We start from the raw sequence: 18,818 nt of genomic DNA, 5'->3' as shown, positions 1-18,818 counted from the left end.
CCGTCCGTCTAGGGCGGCGCCGTGACTGCCACGATCCTTCCCCTGTCGACCCAGCGCCCGCCGTCGCTCGACCCGATGATGGCGCTCGTCGCCGGCGACATGAACGGCGTCAACGCCGTCATCCTCGAACGCATGCAAAGCAAGGTCGCTCTGATCCCCGAGCTTGCCGGCCACCTCATCGCCGGCGGCGGCAAGCGCATGCGGCCGATGCTCACCCTGGCCTGCGCCGCCCTGCTCGGTTATCCCGGCACGCGCCATCACAAGCTCGCCGCGGCGGTCGAGTTCATCCACACCGCGACCCTGCTCCACGATGATGTCGTCGACGGCTCGGGCATGCGCCGCGGCAAGCGCACCGCGAACCTCATCTGGGGCAATCCGGCGAGCGTGCTGGTCGGCGATTTCCTGTTCAGCCGCGCGTTCGAGCTGATGGTTGAGGATGGCAGCCTCCGGGTCCTGCGAATTCTCAGCCATGCCTCGGCGGTGATCGCCGAAGGCGAGGTCGATCAGCTCACCGCGCAGCGCCGGATCGAAACCGACGAGGACCATTATCTCGAGATCATCACCGCCAAGACCGCGGCCTTGTTCGCCGCCGCCTGCCGCGTTTCACCAGTGGTCGCCGAGGCGAGCGAGGACGCCGAGTTCGGGCTTGAATGCTTCGGCAGGAACCTTGGCATTGCTTTCCAGCTCAGCGACGACGTCATCGACTACGCGTCCGATGCCGCGACCATGGGCAAGGGCGTCGGCGACGACTTCCGCGATGGCAAGATGACCCTGCCAGTGATCCTCGCTTACGCGCGCGGGGGTGAACAGGATCGCGCGTTCTGGCGAGCCGCAATCGGCGGGGAGCGCATATCGGACGACGACCTCGCACAAGCTATCGACTTGCTCGGGGAAACCGGGGCGCTCGCTGACACGATCGAGTGGGCGCGCCAATATGCCCGGCGCGCGATCGATGCGCTTGGCATGTTCCCCGCCAGCAAGGCCAAGGCGGCGCTGACCGAGGCCGCCGAGTTCGCCGTCGCGCGCGCCTACTGAGCGGCTGGCCTCGGCACATATTCCTGCTAGCTTTTCGGCGACCTCACCGGAGTTTGCCGATGCGCCTGTTGATCGCCGCCGCCCTTGTTTTTTTCGCGTCCACACCCGCCGCCGCGATGACGCTGCACCAATATTCCGACATTGCGTTGTCCGCTGCCGGCGACCGCGTCGCTGCAGTCGAAAGCGATACCGAGCCGAATGCGCCTCGCCTGCCTGCCGAGCGGATCGTGATTCGAAATGCTCGGACCGGTGCCATGCTTGCGACGGTCGATCAGTGCGCGGGCTGCCGTTACTACACCCCAAGCTTCATTCCTGACGGCCGGCTATTGGCGATCGTTCGCGATGGATCGAAGGCGCGGCTGATCCTTGTCAGCCCCAACGGTCACGCAGCGACTCTCAGCGAGTTTGAAGGGATCGCGCAAAAGCCATTGTTATCGCCGGACGGCCGCAGCGTCGCCGTGCTCGCGACCCTCGCCGCGCGGAAGGAAGCGGGCGCGACGCAGGCCGGGGTTCGTCAGGTTGGCGAGATCGGCGAAACCAATGACGAACAGCGCATCGCGGTCGTCGCGCTTGCCGGCGGGCCGCTCCGTCCGATCAGCCCATCCGATCGCTACGTGTACGAATATGATTGGCTGCCCGACGGCAGCGGCTTCGTCGCGACGAGCGCGCGCGGCAATGGCGACAACAATTGGTGGGTGGCGACGCTCGACAGGATCGATCGCGCCAGCGGATCGCTGAGCGCGATCGCCGCACCGGCCATGGAGCTTAATTTCCCGCGCGTCTCGCCCGATGGCCGGACCGTTGCCTTTATCGGCGGACTGATGAGCGACTTCGGACCCGTCGGCGGCGACATCTACACAGTTCCGGTCACCGGCGGCACTCCAACCGACGTTACCCCGGGATATCGCGGCACTTTTACTTCCTTGGTGTGGGACAGGAACGGGCTGGTGGCGTCTGCGGTCATCGGCGACCGGATGGCGATCCTGCCGATCGTCGCAGGACGGGGACCTGGCTCGCCGCTGTGGAGCGCGCCAGTGACGATCAAGGGCGGCGACGCGCGGTTTGCGCGCAGCCGCGATGGCCGCATTTACGCGGCGGAGGTCGAAGACTTCGAACGCCCGCCGTCCATCTATGCCGGCCCGCTCGCGCGCTTCTCCGCCGTCACGCATGACAATGACAATTGGCCATCGCTGGTGCGGGCGCAAAGCGTCACGTGGCGGAACGAGGGATTCGACGTTCAAGGCTGGCTTGTCGCACCGCGAACGGCGCCATCGGCAGGCAAGGCGCCGCTCGTGGTCACCGTCCACGGCGGTCCCTCGTCGGCGGCGTCACCATCATTCATCTGGGAGGCATACCGCGCCGATCTCGCCCGGGCCGGCTACTACCAATTCTTTCCCAACCCGCGCGGAAGCTATGGCCAGGGCGAGGCTTTTACTCGCGCCAACATCCGCGACTTCGGCGGCGGCGACCTGCGAGACATCCTGACCGGCATCGACGCGGTGGAGAAAGTCGCTCCGGTCGACGACAACCGTCTCGGCCTGATCGGGCACAGCTATGGCGGGTTCATGGCGATGTGGACCAACACACAGACCAATCGGTTCAAGGCGATCGTCGCGGGGGCGGGCCTGTCGGACTGGATCAGCTATTATGGCACGAACGGGATCGACCAGTGGATGATCCCGTTCTTCGGCCAGTCGGTCTATGACGATCCCGCGCCCTACTGGGCTGTGTCGGCAATCCGCACGATCAAGCAGGCGCGCACGCCGACCTTCATCTATGTCGGCGAGCGCGACATCGAAGTGCCGCCGACCCAGTCGATCGAATATTGGCACGCGCTGCAGGCCATGAAAGTGCCGACCAGCCTGGTCATCTATCCTGACGAGGGACATGGCATTCGGGCCCCGGAGCATGATCTCGACCTTCGGCGCCGCACCGTCGAATGGTTCGACCGTTACCTTGGAAGCCCGAGGAGCAACACCGGGCATTGATGCTGTCCTACAGGACCACGCCTGTGCCACAGGCGGAATGTGCGCCGGCTGTTCTCCCGTTCTGATACCGCGCGTGGAACCGGTCCTCGCGCGGGCGCGGGCGCACGCACGCGTAGGATCGCTGCGTTTGCTGCGTTTCGGGCACTTCAATGAGCCGGCTGCCGATCGACGAGGTCCTTCCCGATCTGCTTGCGGAGCTGCGCGAAGGCACGCGCGCGTTGCTGGTTGCGCCGCCCGGCGCCGGCAAGACGACCCGGGTCGCGCCGGAGCTGCTTGGCGAGGGCTGGTGCACCGGGCAGGTGCTGCTGCTGGTCCCGCGGCGGCTGGCCGCATGCGCCGCGGCCGAATTCATCGCCGCCGGGCTTGGCGAAAAGCCGGGCGAGACGATCGGCTATGCCACGCGCCTCGACAGCAAGGTGGGCAAAAGCACACGCGTCATCGCCATGACCCACGGCGTGTTCCTGTCGCGCATCCAGGCCGATCCCGAGCTCAGCACCGTGTCGGCGGTGCTCTTCGACGAGGTGCATGAGCGCAGCCTCGACAATGACCTTGCGCTCGCGCTTGCGCTCGACGCCGCCAAGGCGCTGCGCGCGGACCTAAGGCTCCTCGCCATGTCGGCAACGCTCGACGTCGAGCGGTTCAGGCGCTTGCTCGACGATCCGCCGACCATCATCAGCGAGGGCAAGAGCTTCCCGCTTGAAATCCGCCACATTGGCCGCGACCCAGGCGCAAGGATCGAGCCGCAGATGGCGTCGGCGGTCCGCGCCGCGCTCGCGGAGCATGAAGGCTCGCTCCTCGCCTTTTTGCCGGGCGTCGCCGAGATCGAGCGGACCGCGGAAGCGCTCGGTTCACTTCCCGCGAACGTCGATCTGCACAAGCTCCACGGCGGGATCGAACCGGCAGCGCAGCGCAAGGCGCTTGCGCCACCGCCACCCGGCATGCGCAAGCTCGTCCTCGCCACCAGCATCGCCGAGACCAGCGTCACGCTCGAGGATGTGCGGATCGTCGTCGACAGCGGGCTTGCCCGACGCCCGCACTACGACCGCGGCGCCGGCCTCACCCGTCTTGTCACCGAGCGCGCCAGTCAGGCCGCTATTACCCAGCGCGCCGGACGGGCCGCACGCCAGGCGCCGGGCGTCGCAATCCGGCTGTGGGAGGAAGCTGCGACCGCTTCGCTGCCGGCGCACGACCCGCCCGAAATCCTCCAAGCCGATTTGTCGAGCCTGCTGCTGACCTGCCTGCTGTGGGGTGAGGCAGATCCCTCTCGCCTGCCTTTCCTCGATCCGCCCCCCGGAGCCGGTTTGGACGAGGCGCGGAGACGGTTGGCAACACTCGGCGCGATCGATGATGAGGGGCGCGTTGCCGATCACGGCCGCGCCATCGCGGCCTTGCCGCTCGAGCCCCGGCTCGCGCATATGCTGCTCGATGCCCGCGACCGTGGCTTCGGCGCGGCCGCGGCCGATGTCGCCGTGCTGCTGACCGAGCGCGGGCTCGGCGGCAACGATCCGGATCTCGAGTTGCGCTGGCGCCGATGGCGCTCCGACAAGTCGCCGCGCGCCGAGGCGTCGCGAAAGCTCGCCGCGGGCTGGCGGCGGCGGCTGGAAGTCGAAGCCGGCAAAGTCGAAGTGCCTGACCTCGCCCAAGCCCTCGCTCTCGCCTTCCCCGACCGGGTCTCGCGCCGGCGCGATCTCACCGGCGAGACCTGGCAATCGGTAGGCGGCCGTGGCTTTCGGCTCGACCCGTCGTCGCCAATCGCGGGGAGCCAGTGGCTCGCGGTGGGCGAGGTCGCCGGACATGCGTCCGGCGCCCGAATCTTATCCGCTGCCGCAATCGATGAGCGGGAGGTTCTCGATCTCTTCGCCGACAGGATCGAGATTCGCCATGATGGCGATTTCGACCCCGCGACAGGCTCTGTCACGCCAACGCGCAGCCGGCGCCTGGGCGCGATCCGCCTCGCCAGCGGGCCCGATCCGAACCCGGATCCGGCAGCCATCGAGACGGCGCTGCTCGAGGGAGTGCGCAACCACGGCCTCGGCTTGCTGCCGTGGGACGACCGCGGATTGCAGTTGAGGCATCGCTCGGCCTTGGCGCATCGCTTTGACCCCGCCATTCCATCGCTCGATGACGAAACGTTGCTCGGTCGCGCCGAGGAATGGCTGGCGCCCTTGCTCGGCGGGAAGCGCCGCCTCGGCGACATTCCTCCCAACGCGCTTGCCACGGCCCTCGAAGGGCAGCTGGGTTACGAACGGCTCAAGACCCTCAATCGCCTCGCCCCGTCCGACTTCGTCAGCCCGGCGGGCAGCCGGCACCTGATCGACTATTCGGCACCAGTCGGACCTACGGTCGAGGTCCGCGCGCAGGCGCTGTTCGGCCTTGCCGAACATCCGGCGATTGCCAACGGCCAATTGCCGCTGGTGCTCGCCATTGCGTCGCCCGCCGGTCGTCCGATCCAGACGACCAAGGACCTGCCGGGCTTCTGGGGCGGCAGCTGGCGCGACGTCGCCAAGGACATGCGTGGGCGCTACCCCAAGCATGCCTGGCCCGACGATCCTGCGTCCGCCCAGCCGACGCTGAGGACGAAACGCGCGTCCTAGCTCTTGTTCACCGGAGATTGTGCGGCTTGATTTGACACTGCCACTTTGCCACGGCTGCGATCGATGACCGTCGCCCGCATTTCCGAGGTCGAGCGCAAGACGACCCAATCCGGCAAGGCCAATGCCGGCCGCTGGCTGCTCGAGTTCGAGCGGCAGGAGGCGCTGCGTCCGGACCCCCTCACCGGCTGGAACGGATCGGGCGACACCAATCCGCAGGTCCGCATGACCTTTCCGACGAAAAAGGCGGCGACCGCTTACTGCGACAAGCACGGGTTCGGCTACCACATCATCCCGGCGCCGCCGGTCCGCCTCAAGCTCCAGGCCTACGCCGACAATTTCCGTTGAGCTAAGTCCGTAATGGAGGCAAACTCCCCCGGCCGAGGTAGGGGGAAGGCTGCATTCCGCAGATATCAGGCTGGTCCTCGGGACCAGACCTGAAGCCATCAAGCTCAAGCCCGTCGCCGACGCTCTCGCTGCGTGCGGACTCCGGCCGACCTTGGTATTCACGGGCCAGCATGCCGGGCTTGATCCGGCCGAGTTCGGGCTCGACCCGTTCCCCCGCGTCCTGCTGGGCTGCCCCGGCAGGGAAGACCCGCATGCGCATGTCGCCGCCGTCACCAAGGCGTTGCTGCCGCTGCTGCGCAGCGCGCCCGACCTGCTAATCGTCCAGGGCGACACGTCGAGCGCGTTGGGCGGGGCGCTGGCAGGATTCACCGCCGGCATCGCCGTCGCCCATGTCGAGGCCGGGCTTCGCACGCACGATCCGACGCAGCCCTGGCCGGAAGAGGAATACCGGACCGCGATCGACGCCGGCGCCGACCTCTTATTCGCCCCGACCGAGCTCGCTGCCGCCAACCTGCGCGCGGAGAACGTGCCGGGCGAAATCCACGTCACCGGCAACAGCGGGATCGACGCGCTGCTCGACAGCGTTTCGCGCCTTCCCCCGCCGTCGCTGCACGACAGCGGCGGCCCGCGCCTGCTCGTCACCTGTCACCGGCGCGAGAGCTGGGGTGACGGCCTCGCGTCCATTGCCTCGGCGCTGGCCGAGCTTGCCGAAGCCGGGGCCGCGATCGAGCTGATTCTTCACCCCAACCCATTCGTCGCCGCGAGCATGCGGCGTCTCTTGGCAGAGGTACGCGGCCTCGAGCTCATCGACCCCTGTGGCCACGCGGATCTGCTTCGGCGGATGCGCGACGCGGACCTGGTCCTCAGCGATTCGGGCGGCGTGCAGGAAGAGGCGCCCGCGCTCGGCGTCCCATTGCTTGTCCTTCGCGACAAGACGGAGCGGCCCGAAGGGATTGCCGCCGGATCGTCGCGACTCGTCGGCACGGACCGGGAGCGAATCGTGACCGAGACCCGGCGGCTGCTCGACGACCCCCGCGCCACTGCGATGAGCCGGCCGGCCTTCCCCTTTGGCGACGGCCGCGCGGGCAGGCGGATCGCCGCAATCATCCCGGGCTGGCTGGCGCAACGCACTGCGACGCAGCGGCTCGCCTGACTATTGCCGTTACGCTATGGCTGGAGCAGCGATGGACGACGCGACGGTCATCGACGACACCATCGAGGCGGAGCCCCCTCTCGCGCCGCCGCGGCGGATTGCCTACCGCCACCGTTTGCCGACCCGCCTGTGGCACTGGCTCAACGCGCTTACCGTGTTCGTCATGCTGATGAGCGGCCTGATGATCTTCAACGCCCATCCGCATCTCTATTGGGGCAAGTTCGGCGCCAACTTCGATCATCCGTGGCTGTCGTTCCGTGGACGGCCGATCCCCGGCTGGGCGACCATCCCCTCGACCTACAACCTCGCCGCCGCTCGGCGCTGGCATCTCGCTTTTGCCTGGCTATTGTCGACCGGCCTGATCGCCTTCCTGGTCACGAGCCTCATCAACCGCCATGCCCAGCGCGACCTCGCGCCGACGCCCGAGCAGATCCGGCCGAGCCACATCTGGCACGACATCCGGGAACACGCGCGGCTGCGCTTCCCGACCGGCGAGGCGGCGCTCAAGTACAACATCCTCCAGAAGCTGAGCTATGTCGGCGTCATCTTCGTCCTTCTGCCGCTGATGGTGCTGACCGGCCTTGCCATGTCACCGGCGATGGACGCCGCCTGGCCCCGGCTTCTCGACTTATTCGGCGGTCGCCAGTCGGCGCGCTCGATCCACTTCATTTGCGCGGCGGCCCTGCTTGCATTCATCATTGTCCACCTGGTGATGGTGCTGCTCGCCGGCCCGATCAACGAGATCGGGTCGATGATCACCGGCCGTTTCCGAGTGCCGCCGGCCAGGAGCGACAAGGCATGATCGACCGCCGCCGATTCATAACCACGAGCGCTTCCGGCCTGCTCCTGGGCGGCTGCGACCGTCTCAACAACAGCCCCGAGTTCCGCACCGTGCTGCGCTCGGCCGAGAAGCTGACCATGGCCAGCCAGCGGCTGATCTCGCCACGCGACGCGCTCGCCCGCGAATATTCCGAGGCCGACCTGTCCCCGATCTTCCGCTCCAATGGCACGAGCAGGCCGGGAACTGACGAATATGCGCAGCACGCCGCCAAGCAGTTCGCCAACTGGAGCCTGCAGGTCGACGGTCTCGTCGCGCGGCCCTTATCGATCCCGCTCCGTACGCTCCGCACCCTGCCCCACCGGGTCCAGATCACCCGCCACGATTGTGTTGAGGGTTGGAGCGCGATCGGCAAGTGGCATGGCATCGAGCTGTCGCGGCTTCTCGAGCATGCCGGACTGAGCACGCGCGCGAAATACATCGTGTTCCACTGCGCCGATCGCTTCGGCGACAAGCCCTATTATGAGAGCATCGACCTGGTCGACGCGTTCCATCCGCAGACGCTGATTGCCTGGGGCCTGAATGGTCATCTCCTGCCCATCCCCAACGGCGCGCCGCTGCGCCTGCGGGTCGAACGCCAGCTCGGATACAAGCAGGCGAAATATATCCAGCGCATCGAGGCGGTCGACAGCCTCGCGCGGGTCCAGGGCGGCAAGGGTGGCTATTGGGAAGATAATGTCGACTACGAGTGGTATGCGGGGATTTAGAGCCCGCGATCCAGCGGATGAGATTCGTTATGTTCTGAATCCGGTCAAGGATCCAGAAAGTCAGGCCGTTTGAGAGAACCGGTCGTCAAACTCTGTTTTCCGCCGCCAACCTGTGGATCACCTCGTGCATGGCCTTCGCCCAGCTCCGCCAATTAAGGCGATCCTCATATTCTCGCCGCGCGTTTTCCCGAAGAAGCATGTAACTCTCAGTGTCGCGCCACGCGCCCTCGATTGCGTCGGCGAAGTCGGCGGCGACAGCGTCTCGCGGGAGGACAATGCCATTCTTCCCATCGCGAACAACATCCGCCACCCCACCGACATCGCGCGTAACGGCCGGGGTGCCGTAGGCGTTGGCCTCGGCGAAAACCATCGGTGTGCAGTCCTGATGAGTTGGCAGGAATAGGAAATCGGCGTCGCGGATCAGGCCATTGAGCTGCGCGACTTGCTTTGGGTCGGTTTTGCTGAGGAAACCGTGATTCCTGATCCAAGGTAGACGTTGAAGGCTCTCTGGAGGCTTCGAGCCGACCAAATCCAGCTGAACCGCGACTCCCCGATCCTGAAGTATTTCGGCAGCGGCACTAGCGACGTCGCCCCCCTTCCTGATCCAATCGGCGCCCAGGAAAAGCAGCTTGCAGACGCTGCGCTGAGGATCAGCTCCGCGCACTTGATCGCCGGGCACATCCGCGATGTTGCACCCCCAGGAAATCGCCGACACGTTCGCTTCCGGAGCTCCATAATGCGACACGGCGGAGCGGGCCGCCCAGACCGACGAAAAGCTGTTGTGCACGGACTTGAGGATGCATCGCCGCTCGGCCTCCTCGGCTTCCGCTGCCGCGCCATCCGAAAGGCAGGCGACGTTCGCATAAAAATTGCGCATCAAATCGAACGTTGCGTCGGAGACGTGGATCACCGGAACCGAGGTCGCCAGTTCGCCGGCAAGGGAAGAGATAACGACCGTTATCGCCACTACCCGCTGACCCCGCCACCGGCCCGCTAGACGGCGCGCAAAGTAGCGATTGAGGCCCCGCCATGAAGCAGGGTTATGCTTTCCCTTGGTCAAGGTTTGGACGATCTTTTCAAATCGCTCGAACCACACGGGTCTTGCTGCTCGGATCAACTCGATATCGGGCATGGCCTGCTGGAGCGCCGTGCCCATGTGGAAGACGGTCCCGGAAAATGCCTGAACATTCAGCGGATCATGGCTCGAAATGAATTTTATCCGCAGCGGTACCCCTGCCTTACCGCCCTCAATCATAGACCGACGTTCCCGGCGGCGCCGTGCGCACCTCGCGGGCCGGAATTCCCGCAACCAGCGAGCTGGCGGCAACGTCGCTCGTAACAACCGCCATAGCAGCCACCACGGCGTGATCGCCGATACTTAGTCCGCCGAGGATTTTAGCACCTGCACCTATGTTGACCTCGCACCCAAGCGCGGGGACGCCGCCCCGGCCCAATCCTAGCGTAACCTGTTGCAGGATCAGGCAATTTGGCCCGATGATCACGTCAGCGTGAATCACGATGCCATTGGGATGCGGCATGATGAGGCCCCCGCCGATCTTGGCGTTGATCGGGATATCGGAAGCCGTCACGACCGACCAGAATCGATGACGCAGGACGGCCCATTTGCGGCATAGCGCCGATACTGGCCCACCGCCGCGATGCCGCTGGTAGCTTCGGATGGCCGCCAGCAGCGATCGTGACGGTGCCCACTCGAACAATTTTTTTTGCTCGCGAGTCCAGTCGGGCTCCGACGAGGAGCCAACCTCATTACTTTCAGTTGGAGTCGGCGGAGCTTTGTCAGGTTTGAAGCTCATTTCTCTCATCCGAATCCGAATTGGCCTAGCAAAAACGGCGACGTCGGCGCTCATTACGGTCCGAAACGTTCGTGGCAACGGAGCAGAGACGCGCAACCTCAGTCTTGTGCCGAAAGAGGGCAAGTCTGCAAGACCGCATTCAGCTGGCTAGTTCTCGAAACGATACTGGATTAATCGACCGTGATGTTCTCCGATGCTCGAAAGGCACTGAAGGCGACCGCCAACCGGCGCGGTTTGATTTTGGATCGCCAGATCGCTGTTGAGCGTCAAGATCGACTGCTTGACGCTCTGCGCCCTTGGCAGACCGAACATCCGCTGATCAGGATTGGTGGCGATCACGATGGCGGGTATCTGTTGCCGGACGACCTTCAAGGAATCGTTGCCTGCTTTTCGCCGGGGGTCAGCGATCAGTCCAGTTTTGAGGAAGACATCCTCGCACGGGGCATCCGATGCTTTCAGGCAGACGCCTCAGTGGAGCGATCTCCCGCCCAAGACCATCCGCTCGTCGAATTTGAGCGAAAGTTCATTGGACCCGTAACTGAGGGCGAGTTCACGGCCCTATCGGATTGGGTGGCTGAAAAGCAGCCGATCGGTGATCTTTTGCTACAGATGGACATTGAGGGCGCTGAATGGTTGGCGCTGGCCGCGACTGCCGATCGAGTACTGGGTCGCTTTCGGATCGTCTGTATCGAGCTTCACGGCCTGGAACATCTCTTCGAACCGTTCGCGTTTTCCATCATGGAACAAGTGCTGCAAAAACTGTTGCGCCAATTCTACGTCGTTCACGCGCACCCGAATAATTGGTGCGAAACCGAAGCGGTCGGATCGCGCCGCCGCGTACCGGGCGTTCTCGAATACACTTTCCTTCGAAAAGACCGCGTTCGTCAAAAATCACCGGCAACGCTGTTTCCGCACCCCCTCGATCAAGATTGTCGAGCAGACGCACCCACTGTGGCGCTGCCGGCATCGATGGTTCGAGGCGATTCCCCTGGTCCAATCGGAGAGTGATTGTGATGAGGGAAAAACTGCCTTCAATGGTGCGATCGGGGCTGAGTCACGTCGCCCGACTGGCCCGTCGCATGGGCGGCGTGGATGAGCATAAGCGGACGTTCAATTACTATTACGAAACGGACGCATGGGATGGCGGTTCTGGTCCGGGCTCGACCCCCGAAGCGACTTCGGAATATCGTGAGTTTCTGAGGGAATTTTTGAAAGACCGCGACATCAGCAGCGTTGTCGATCTTGGCTGCGGCGACTGGCAGTTTTCTCAACTGATCGACTGGACCCGAATCGACTATACGGGTTTGGACGTTTCTAGCGCAGTTTTGAAGAATACGAAGCGCTTCGCGAAACCAGGCATCAAGTTCGCCGAATTGAACGGCATCACGAAAGATGTTCCAGCCGCTGACTTGCTGATCCTAAAGGATGTCATTCAACACTGGAGCAATGAAGACGTGCTCCGCTTCATCCCGCAACTGTCGAAATTCAAGTATGCGCTGATTACGAACGTTTCTCACAAGGGATCTCCGCTGACCAACTCAGAAAGTGTAATCGGCGGATTTCGACCCGTCGATCTGACTGCTGCGCCCTTCAGCGTTCCCGGCGAATACGTTTTCGAATTCTTCGCTGGCGAACCGAAAATTACCTTTTTGTGGTCGGCACACCGCTCAATCAATGATTCCTAAAATCCTTCACTATTGTTTTGGCATGGCGCCGGATTTTGGTGGCAAGCCGTGGAGCTTGATTCACTATGTTGGGGTGGCGAGTGCGGTCCGGCACATTACGCCTGACCAAGTCAACTTCTATTACGAATATGAGCCGTCAGGTCCTTGGTGGGAACTGACGAAGCCGCTGGTGACGCCGATCAAGATCAAGGCACCGCGAGAGATATTCGGACGTCCCGTTACCCATCCTGCCCACCGCGCCGACGTGGTCCGCCTGCAGAAGCTCATCGAACATGGCGGCATCTACCTGGACGCCGACGTGCTGGTCCATCGCAGCTTTGATGACCTGCTCGACAATTCGACCGTGCTGGGCCGGGAGGGTTTTGACGACAACAATCCCTCAGCCGCCAACGCCGTTATCTTGGGCGAAGCCCGGGCCCCGTTCCTGCTACGTTGGATGGACGAATACCGCACCTTCCGCGGCGACGAAGGCTACTGGTCGGAACATGCGGTCCAGATCCCCGCTAAGCTCGCGATAGAACATCCTGGCGAAATCACGATGCTGCCGCCGACGGCATTCTTCTTCCCGCTTTGGACGCCCGAACACATCGAATGGATATTCGGCTCGACCCAGCCAATTCCCGCGGGTGCTTATGCAAATCACCTGTGGGAATCGAAGGCGTGGACGAAGTATCTCGACCACCTGACGCCCGGTAGAGTACGGCGGGAAGACACGAATTTCCATCGTTGGGCATCGCCCTACGTCGCAACTTTGCCGGAAAATCTTGGCGCTGCCTCGCTAAAACACAAGCTGCGCAGTGGCCTGAAACGTCATTTGCGTAAGGTCATTTCATCATTGAGTTAATGAGCTGAGCTTGCACACGCTTACTTACATTTGTTACATCGGCACTCTTCACGTCGTCCTGCCTGCTTTCGGAGCCGTAAGCCGCTTGGCGTAAGCGATGAAAGGTTGTTCGAAGCGATACGTCGACAGATGCGCCAGGGCAAAAGTCAGCCCGATCAGGATGGGCCGCTTCAGATACTTCTCCACCAAGTCCCCGGACCCCAGCCACGAGTTCATCAAGACCCCGTGGATGATATAGAGAGCGTAGGAAATCGTCGCGATCCAGGCGGTGACGCGATGCTCGAACACCCGCGCCAGCAGCGGTGGCGGATTGACCAGCGATGCCGCGACCATCGTCGCTGCCAAATACGGTCGCAGGTAAGCGAGCGCGCCGCCAATCTCGTGGCTGGACAGGAAGAGCAAAGGCAGCATCGCGTAGACGTTTATCCGGCCCGCAATCTGCATTGGCCGTGGGCCGAACCACCCCGAATAGGCCAATGCGACAATCCCGCCGGCGAGGATTTCGTCGATGCGAAGCCAGGTGACGATCGAAAGGTGCGTTCCGGTGGCGATGCGGAGGCCGGTCACAGCAAAGCATAGCAGCGGAATCATATAGAGGCCGCGCCTCCCGACCAAGGCGACGATCAGCGCAATCCCTATGTAGAATTGCATCTCGACGCACAGGCTCCACAGATGCGACGTCATCGGCAGCAGCCAGAATGGCGGCAAGTTCCCGTAGAAGAGAAGGTGGGCCGCGTAGGTGCCGACCGATGCCGAATATAGTGGCAGCACGATCAGGCACACAATCCACGACAAGGGAACGATCCGGAAGAAACGGCGAATGACGAATGTGCGGACGCTGGCGTGCTCGGCGGCCAGGAAGCGCGTAATCAGGAACCCCGACAAGGTGAAGAACAGCGCCATCCCCATCGGCGCGACGGCTTCGTTGATCTGCAGACGCTTGGGACCAAGCGGCAGGAGGTGGGCCGCCAGCACAAGGGAAATGCTCAGTGCGCGCCAACCGTCGAGCATGGCAAACCGATGCGCCGCGCGCGGCGTCGCAGCTTGTTCGCGGGTGTCGGCGTCTGTCGCCGTTCCGGAAACGCCGCGGGGCATAGTCTCGTCCGGATCGGCCAGGGACTCACGCATCAACTCATTCTCTCGCGAAAGGTCACCCGTGGCCATGATCGATTTGCAGACTTATCGCACGGCATAGGTCTTGAAAGCCGCCTGCTATAGCGAGGCGTTCCCGCCGTGCCGCGACGAGACGGTTTCAGATAGTCGAAGAAACGTCGCCAACAATTTCCAGCGCCGGCGATGCATTTCTTGGTGCGTGTAGCCTCGCGCGACGGAGAGCGCCCGCATGCCCATCTTCCGCAATGAGGCCCGATCCACGTTCGCCTTTTGGATCATCCCGGCCAATGCAGGGATGTCCTGCGTCGGGCAAAGGTAACCGGCCTGTCCGTCGATCACGCACTCAGCGTTCCCGGCAGTCGCGGTCGCCAACACCGGAACGGCTTGCGAATAGGCGTCGTAAGCGATTCGCGGCTGTTCATCTGTCCGGCCGGGAAGCATGAGTGCGTGATATTCTCGAACCAGCTCAAAGAATGAGGAATCGTACGGCACCGGCGGAAGCAACCTTATACGCGGGTCGCGCCGCGCGGCATCGAGGACTTCCGAAGCAAGCTCGCCCGAACCTATGACATCGAGCCTCAGAGGGAACTGCAATCCGCCGACCGCGGCTAGAAGGTCGCTAATGCCTTTCTCGGGAACCAGCCGTCCTGCGAATAACAACCGAAGCTGCGGGTCCTGGTCTTTAGCATCCCAACTGGCATCCGCGGCGCGCTCGTCGATCAGATCAGCGCCGTCGATCCACGATGCCTGGAAGATGTGGGCCCGATCGGCGCGACCCAGCATCTGCCGGGCATACTCACGCTGGGTGAAGAGCGGCAAAGCGGCTTGCCGGACACACCATCCATTGATGCGCTCCCAAAGCCAGGCCCGCGCACGTTTCGGCAGCGGCGCATTTGGCGGAACTCGCCAGAAGGCGGACTCGATGTTGATTAACAGGGGCCGGCGCCGGAGTTTCGCTGCGATCGTGGCGGCCCAGCCGAGCGGTATGGGCCATTCAGCCACGCCGGCATGCACGATCCGAGCCCGACCAACCGCGTGCCATAGACGCGAAAAGATTCGGGGCCAGTCGAAGACGCCGGCGATCAGTGAATCACTGGCCGGCAGATCGACGTACTTCAGGTCGGCAAATCGAACGTCGTCGCTAATGCATTGCGCACCCGCGGGTTGAGCATGCTGCCGCAGGGGCGCCGCCAGCGTCAGGTTCTTGAGATACGTGAGGTGCTCAACCAGATCCTTGTGCCAAAGGTCGTCAACCCAACGCTTTCCATCAGCATCCACGAATATCGGGATACCGATCACCAGGAGGTACGGCTCGGCAATCGGCCTGAGTTCGTCCGCCGGCTCAGCCACCGGGCCCGTCTCATGTTCGTGACTGCTGATGGTCATTCGGAGGCTTTTTACCTGCCAGGGTGTCGAGTGATAGTCCGGCTGGCGCTGATTGATCGGGCGTGTGTCAGTTTCGTCCCCGTTCGCCGCGATCGTTTGCAAACGCGTTGGAGTTCGCGTGTAGGGGCGCGATGCGTCCAAGCCTCACGATCCATGCGTAGCGTCCTCATCCGATGAGTCCGGCACCCGCTCGACGACGATTGTCAATCGGAGGACTTGCCTCCTTGGCCGGTACGCGAACTGGCGTGCTGGGCCTGACCGCCGTTGGAAACCTGATCGTGCGGACCGGCAGTTCGATGCTCATGACGCGTCTCCTCACGCCGTACGATTTCGGCATCGTGGGGATTATTACCGCAATCTTCTTTGCCGTGACCTTGGTCACCGATCTCGGTTTCGAACAATTCGTCGTTCGTCACGAACGCACCGAAGACAAGCACTTCCTGGACGTGATCTGGACGATCCACGTCAAACGCGGCGTCTTGTCGTTCATCGCCGTCGCAGCCGCCTCACCCCTGATCGCTGCCGGATTCGGGAAGCCGGTCCTCACGCTGCCGCTGGCGGTCGCGTCGCTCTATTTCCTGATCAACGGTTTCGGCTCGCTCTCGCTGAGCACGGCGCTTCGCAACGACAAGGCCCGCCAACTCTCGCTGTTCGACTTCGCGCTGCAGATCTTCCAGACCGCGTCGGGATTGCTGTTGGCCTGGTGGTGGCGGAGCGCTTGGGCGATCATTGCCGCCATTCTCCTGCACACCGCCTTCCGCGTGGTGCTTAGCTACCGCCTCTTCCCGCGTTCGGCGCATCGCGTCGCCAACGACCGCTCCATCTCGCGAGAGTTCTTCGCGTTCTCGCGAGTCGTGTTGATGTCGAGCCTGCTGACCCTGATGATCGGCCAGAGCGACAAGCTCGTGCTCGGCAGGCTGTTCACGCTCAGCGAATTCGGTCTTTATGGCCTCGCGCTGACCATCGCCAGCGCCCCGACGTCGTTCGCGGATTCCTACCTTCGACGGATCGCCTTCCCGGTCTACGCGCAAAGCTGGCGCGGATACCCGGCGGCGTTGCCGGGGCTGTACTACGCCGTCCGGCGCCTGCCGTCCCTCCTTTATGCCTTCGCCTGCGGAGGGCTGATCGGCAGTGCGCCGCTCCTCGTAGCACTGCTCTACGACCCGAGGTACGCAGCGGCGGCTGCTCTCATCTCCTGGCTCATGTTGGCGACCGCGCTCCGCCTGCCGACCTTCGCCGCCGCGGAATTGCTGACGGCCATCGGTCAAGTGAAAGGCACCCTGCGGCTGAATTTCGTCCGGTTGCTTTGGCTCGCAGCGTCCATTCCGCTTGGCTTTTTTACCTTCGGCGCGATCGGGGTGGTCGCGGCCGTCGGACTGGTCGAAGCGCCGACGATGTTGGTCTCCTGGATTTTGCTCAGGAAATTCAACATGCTTAACCTGCGCGAAGAATTTCTGTACCTGGGCCTCGTCGCCGCAGGGGCGGCCATCGGATACGTTGGCACGACGGAAATCCTCCATCTGTTCCCGCGACTGTGATGAGCCATCGGCTGGCGGGCATCGTCACACAGACTCGGTATAAGCGAACGCAAATGCGACCCCGAACAGACTCCTCTGACTTGCGCGACCGTTGGTCTGTCGTTGCCCCGTTCTTCAGTGACGGCGGACGTGACCGATGGATCGACGACTTTGTCACCAACCGGCGCTGGCGGTTCGAGAAGGTCCCGATCGCAGCCCGCGACGATTGGCATACCAGGTCGAAGCGCACGACGGGCTTGTCCAAGTGGCGGCAATATTGGGAACAGTCGAAGCGCGCCTTTCCGTCGGCTGGAATCATCACGGTCTTTCCACAGCCGGCGCTGGCAGTCGCGCTGCGAAAATATTTGCGCCGGACCAACGTCCCGCTGATTGCTTGGTGCTTCAACCTTGGGGATTATCCCACGGGTATCAAGCAGGTCATGGCCCGGGCGGCATTCAAAAACGTTGATCGATTCGTCGTCCATTCGACAGGAGAGATTCGCCTCGTAGCCGAGTTTCTCGACGTTTCTGACGACCGTGTCGAATTCGTTCCCCTGCAACGAGCGCCAATCCCGATAGTCGCTCGCGAAGACGATGGCGATCCCTTCATCGTCTCGATGGGCTCCGCAAACCGCGATTTTGGGACGTTTCTGCAAGCTGCTCGGATTTCTCGCTTGCCCTGCAAGGTCGTGGCGTCGCCGCGCGCGCTGGAAGGATTGGATGTCCCGGACAACGTTTCAGTCATGCACGGACTGACTCCGGTCGAATGTCACACCTTGGTGCAACGGAGCCGTTTCAGCGTGGTGCCGCTAGCCGACGTCGGCGTCGCATCCGGGCAGGTTACCGTAATTGAGTCCATGCGAATGGACCGGGCCGTCGTGGCAACCAAGAGTATCGGCACGACCGACTATATCGACGATGCCCGCACCGGTTTACTGGTGCCGCCGCACGATCCTGCGGCGCTCGCGGCCGTGATGACGCAATTATGGGAGGATCGAGCAACTCGAGAGTCCTTGGCGCAAAATGCTGCTCGCTTTGCGAAAGAATCCTTGTCGGATGAGGCAGCGGCAAAAGCCTTGATCAGAATCATTGGCGATGTCGAGCTGTCACGCTGATCATCTGAGGTTGATATGATCAACTTCAGCTTTACTTCTCGGCAACAGTGATTGTTCCCGTATCCGCACTCACGCTGTGGTGAATGGCGCGTCAACTACCGTTGATTTTGAGCTAAGCCCTCATTGACCCTTTCTTCAGCAGTCAGGCGCAGAAGTTCCTGAGATCAATCCCGGGGGTGCAACCCTGGGGCCATTGGATCTGGGGGTTTCGCATGGCGACATTTGAACGGATCTCGGTTGGCAATTCCGCGCTCTTTTTGCGCGCCAAGCCGAAGCTATTCGCAACTTCCATGTTTGGTTGTCTCGTCATGTTACTCAACGCTTGCGCGAGCTCGAACGGGCCTGCTGATTCAAGCGACGGCGGCGGCATTACCGCCCAGAGCGCATCTAACGGGAAGGGAAAGTCGACGCGCACGCCCGTCCCTGTCCCGGTGCCAACCCCCGCGGTAATCGACCAAGGGGGTTACGACGCATCCATCGGCAACGGCGTCGACGCCAACGGCTTCGCCAATCTGCCGCTTCATAGCGGCGCGCATCGTTATTTCGTCAACTCGGCGACTGGAAATGACGGCAACGGCTGTTCGGCCGCCCAGCAGCCGGCAACTCCGTTGAAGACGATCACGGCCGGCAAGAATTGCATGGCCGCCTGGGGCAACGCCGGCGACCAATTGCTGGTGGCGGAAG

The 18,818-nt window shown here is 63.1% G+C and carries 17 protein-coding genes; 13 read left to right on the top strand and 4 right to left on the bottom strand.

Annotated elements, in window-relative coordinates; genetic code table 11:
* Positions 1–21: 21 nt before the first annotated feature.
* From ACJ8FR_RS02190 to ACJ8FR_RS02160, 7 genes are all read left to right on the top strand, one after another.
* Entirely contained in the window at positions 22–1,035 is a 1,014-nt protein-coding gene (locus ACJ8FR_RS02190; protein WP_407826968.1) for a polyprenyl synthetase family protein, read from the top strand.
* Between the two features lie 59 nt (positions 1,036–1,094).
* Positions 1,095–3,023: a S9 family peptidase gene (locus tag ACJ8FR_RS02185; protein WP_407826967.1), complete on the top strand. Its 1,929-nt coding sequence runs from the start codon at positions 1,095–1,097 to the stop codon at positions 3,021–3,023.
* A 149-nt stretch (positions 3,024–3,172) separates the two neighbouring features.
* A complete protein-coding gene (hrpB, locus tag ACJ8FR_RS02180; RefSeq protein ID WP_407826966.1) occupies positions 3,173–5,617 on the top strand; it encodes an ATP-dependent helicase HrpB in 2,445 nt (814 codons plus the stop codon).
* Between the two features lie 63 nt (positions 5,618–5,680).
* Positions 5,681–5,962, top strand: coding sequence for an NADH dehydrogenase ubiquinone Fe-S protein 4 (locus ACJ8FR_RS02175; RefSeq protein WP_407826965.1), 282 nt, complete (start codon positions 5,681–5,683; stop codon positions 5,960–5,962).
* A 49-nt stretch (positions 5,963–6,011) separates the two neighbouring features.
* Complete coding sequence (gene wecB / locus ACJ8FR_RS02170; protein WP_407827066.1) at positions 6,012–7,115, top strand: non-hydrolyzing UDP-N-acetylglucosamine 2-epimerase; 1,104 nt, start codon at positions 6,012–6,014, stop codon at positions 7,113–7,115.
* Positions 7,116–7,146: 31 nt separating this feature from the next.
* Positions 7,147–7,917, top strand: coding sequence for a cytochrome b/b6 domain-containing protein (locus tag ACJ8FR_RS02165; RefSeq protein WP_407826964.1), 771 nt, complete (start codon positions 7,147–7,149; stop codon positions 7,915–7,917).
* A complete protein-coding gene (locus tag ACJ8FR_RS02160) occupies positions 7,914–8,660 on the top strand; it encodes a molybdopterin-dependent oxidoreductase (protein WP_407826963.1) in 747 nt (248 codons plus the stop codon). The genes ACJ8FR_RS02165 and ACJ8FR_RS02160 overlap by 4 nt, the downstream gene beginning before the upstream one ends.
* Before the next feature lie 85 nt (positions 8,661–8,745).
* Here the strand turns inward: ACJ8FR_RS02160 and ACJ8FR_RS02155 are convergent, their stop codons facing one another.
* Positions 8,746–9,915 (bottom strand): glycosyltransferase family 4 protein, encoded by a 1,170-nt coding sequence (locus ACJ8FR_RS02155; RefSeq protein ID WP_407826962.1) that lies wholly within the window; start codon positions 9,913–9,915, stop codon positions 8,746–8,748.
* Positions 9,908–10,474 carry a serine O-acetyltransferase gene (locus ACJ8FR_RS02150; protein ID WP_407826961.1) on the bottom strand — a complete coding sequence of 189 codons (567 nt, stop codon included), beginning with the start codon at positions 10,472–10,474 and terminating at the stop codon, positions 9,908–9,910. The genes ACJ8FR_RS02155 and ACJ8FR_RS02150 overlap by 8 nt, the downstream gene beginning before the upstream one ends.
* 183 nt (positions 10,475–10,657) lie before the next feature.
* On the opposite strand from ACJ8FR_RS02150, the gene ACJ8FR_RS02145 reads away from it, so the two are divergent.
* The 3 genes from ACJ8FR_RS02145 to ACJ8FR_RS02135 are packed head-to-tail and all read left to right on the top strand — an operon-like array spanning position 10,658 to position 13,003.
* Positions 10,658–11,482 (top strand): FkbM family methyltransferase, encoded by an 825-nt coding sequence (locus ACJ8FR_RS02145; protein ID WP_407827065.1) that lies wholly within the window; start codon positions 10,658–10,660, stop codon positions 11,480–11,482.
* Positions 11,483–11,487: 5 nt separating this feature from the next.
* Positions 11,488–12,159: a class I SAM-dependent methyltransferase gene (locus ACJ8FR_RS02140; RefSeq protein WP_407826960.1), complete on the top strand. Its 672-nt coding sequence runs from the start codon at positions 11,488–11,490 to the stop codon at positions 12,157–12,159.
* 22 nt (positions 12,160–12,181) lie between these two features.
* Positions 12,182–13,003 (top strand): glycosyltransferase, encoded by an 822-nt coding sequence (locus tag ACJ8FR_RS02135; protein WP_407826959.1) that lies wholly within the window; start codon positions 12,182–12,184, stop codon positions 13,001–13,003.
* Positions 13,004–13,051: 48 nt separating this feature from the next.
* Here the strand turns inward: ACJ8FR_RS02135 and ACJ8FR_RS02130 are convergent, their stop codons facing one another.
* Together ACJ8FR_RS02130 and ACJ8FR_RS02125 are read right to left on the bottom strand one after the other, a co-directional pair.
* Positions 13,052–14,131 carry an acyltransferase family protein gene (locus ACJ8FR_RS02130; RefSeq protein ID WP_407826958.1) on the bottom strand — a complete coding sequence of 360 codons (1,080 nt, stop codon included), beginning with the start codon at positions 14,129–14,131 and terminating at the stop codon, positions 13,052–13,054.
* An 84-nt stretch (positions 14,132–14,215) separates the two neighbouring features.
* Entirely contained in the window at positions 14,216–15,502 is a 1,287-nt protein-coding gene (locus ACJ8FR_RS02125; RefSeq protein ID WP_407826957.1) for a glycosyltransferase, read from the bottom strand.
* 245 nt (positions 15,503–15,747) lie between these two features.
* On the opposite strand from ACJ8FR_RS02125, the gene ACJ8FR_RS02120 reads away from it, so the two are divergent.
* The 3 genes from ACJ8FR_RS02120 to ACJ8FR_RS02110 form a co-directional block, all read left to right on the top strand.
* Positions 15,748–17,040 (top strand): oligosaccharide flippase family protein, encoded by a 1,293-nt coding sequence (locus ACJ8FR_RS02120; protein ID WP_407826956.1) that lies wholly within the window; start codon positions 15,748–15,750, stop codon positions 17,038–17,040.
* A gap of 80 nt (positions 17,041–17,120) precedes the next feature.
* Positions 17,121–18,134 (top strand): glycosyltransferase, encoded by a 1,014-nt coding sequence (locus ACJ8FR_RS02115; protein WP_407826955.1) that lies wholly within the window; start codon positions 17,121–17,123, stop codon positions 18,132–18,134.
* 212 nt (positions 18,135–18,346) lie between these two features.
* Positions 18,347–18,818: hypothetical protein (locus ACJ8FR_RS02110; protein WP_407826954.1), on the top strand; the 472-nt coding region annotated here is incomplete at its 3' end.

Origin of the sequence: Sphingomonas sp. (genome assembly GCF_045810705.1) — a bacterium.
GTDB lineage: Bacteria > Pseudomonadota > Alphaproteobacteria > Sphingomonadales > Sphingomonadaceae > Sphingomicrobium.
Note: the sequence above shows the minus strand (reverse complement) of the source record. Positions and strands in the feature narration are given on the sequence as shown.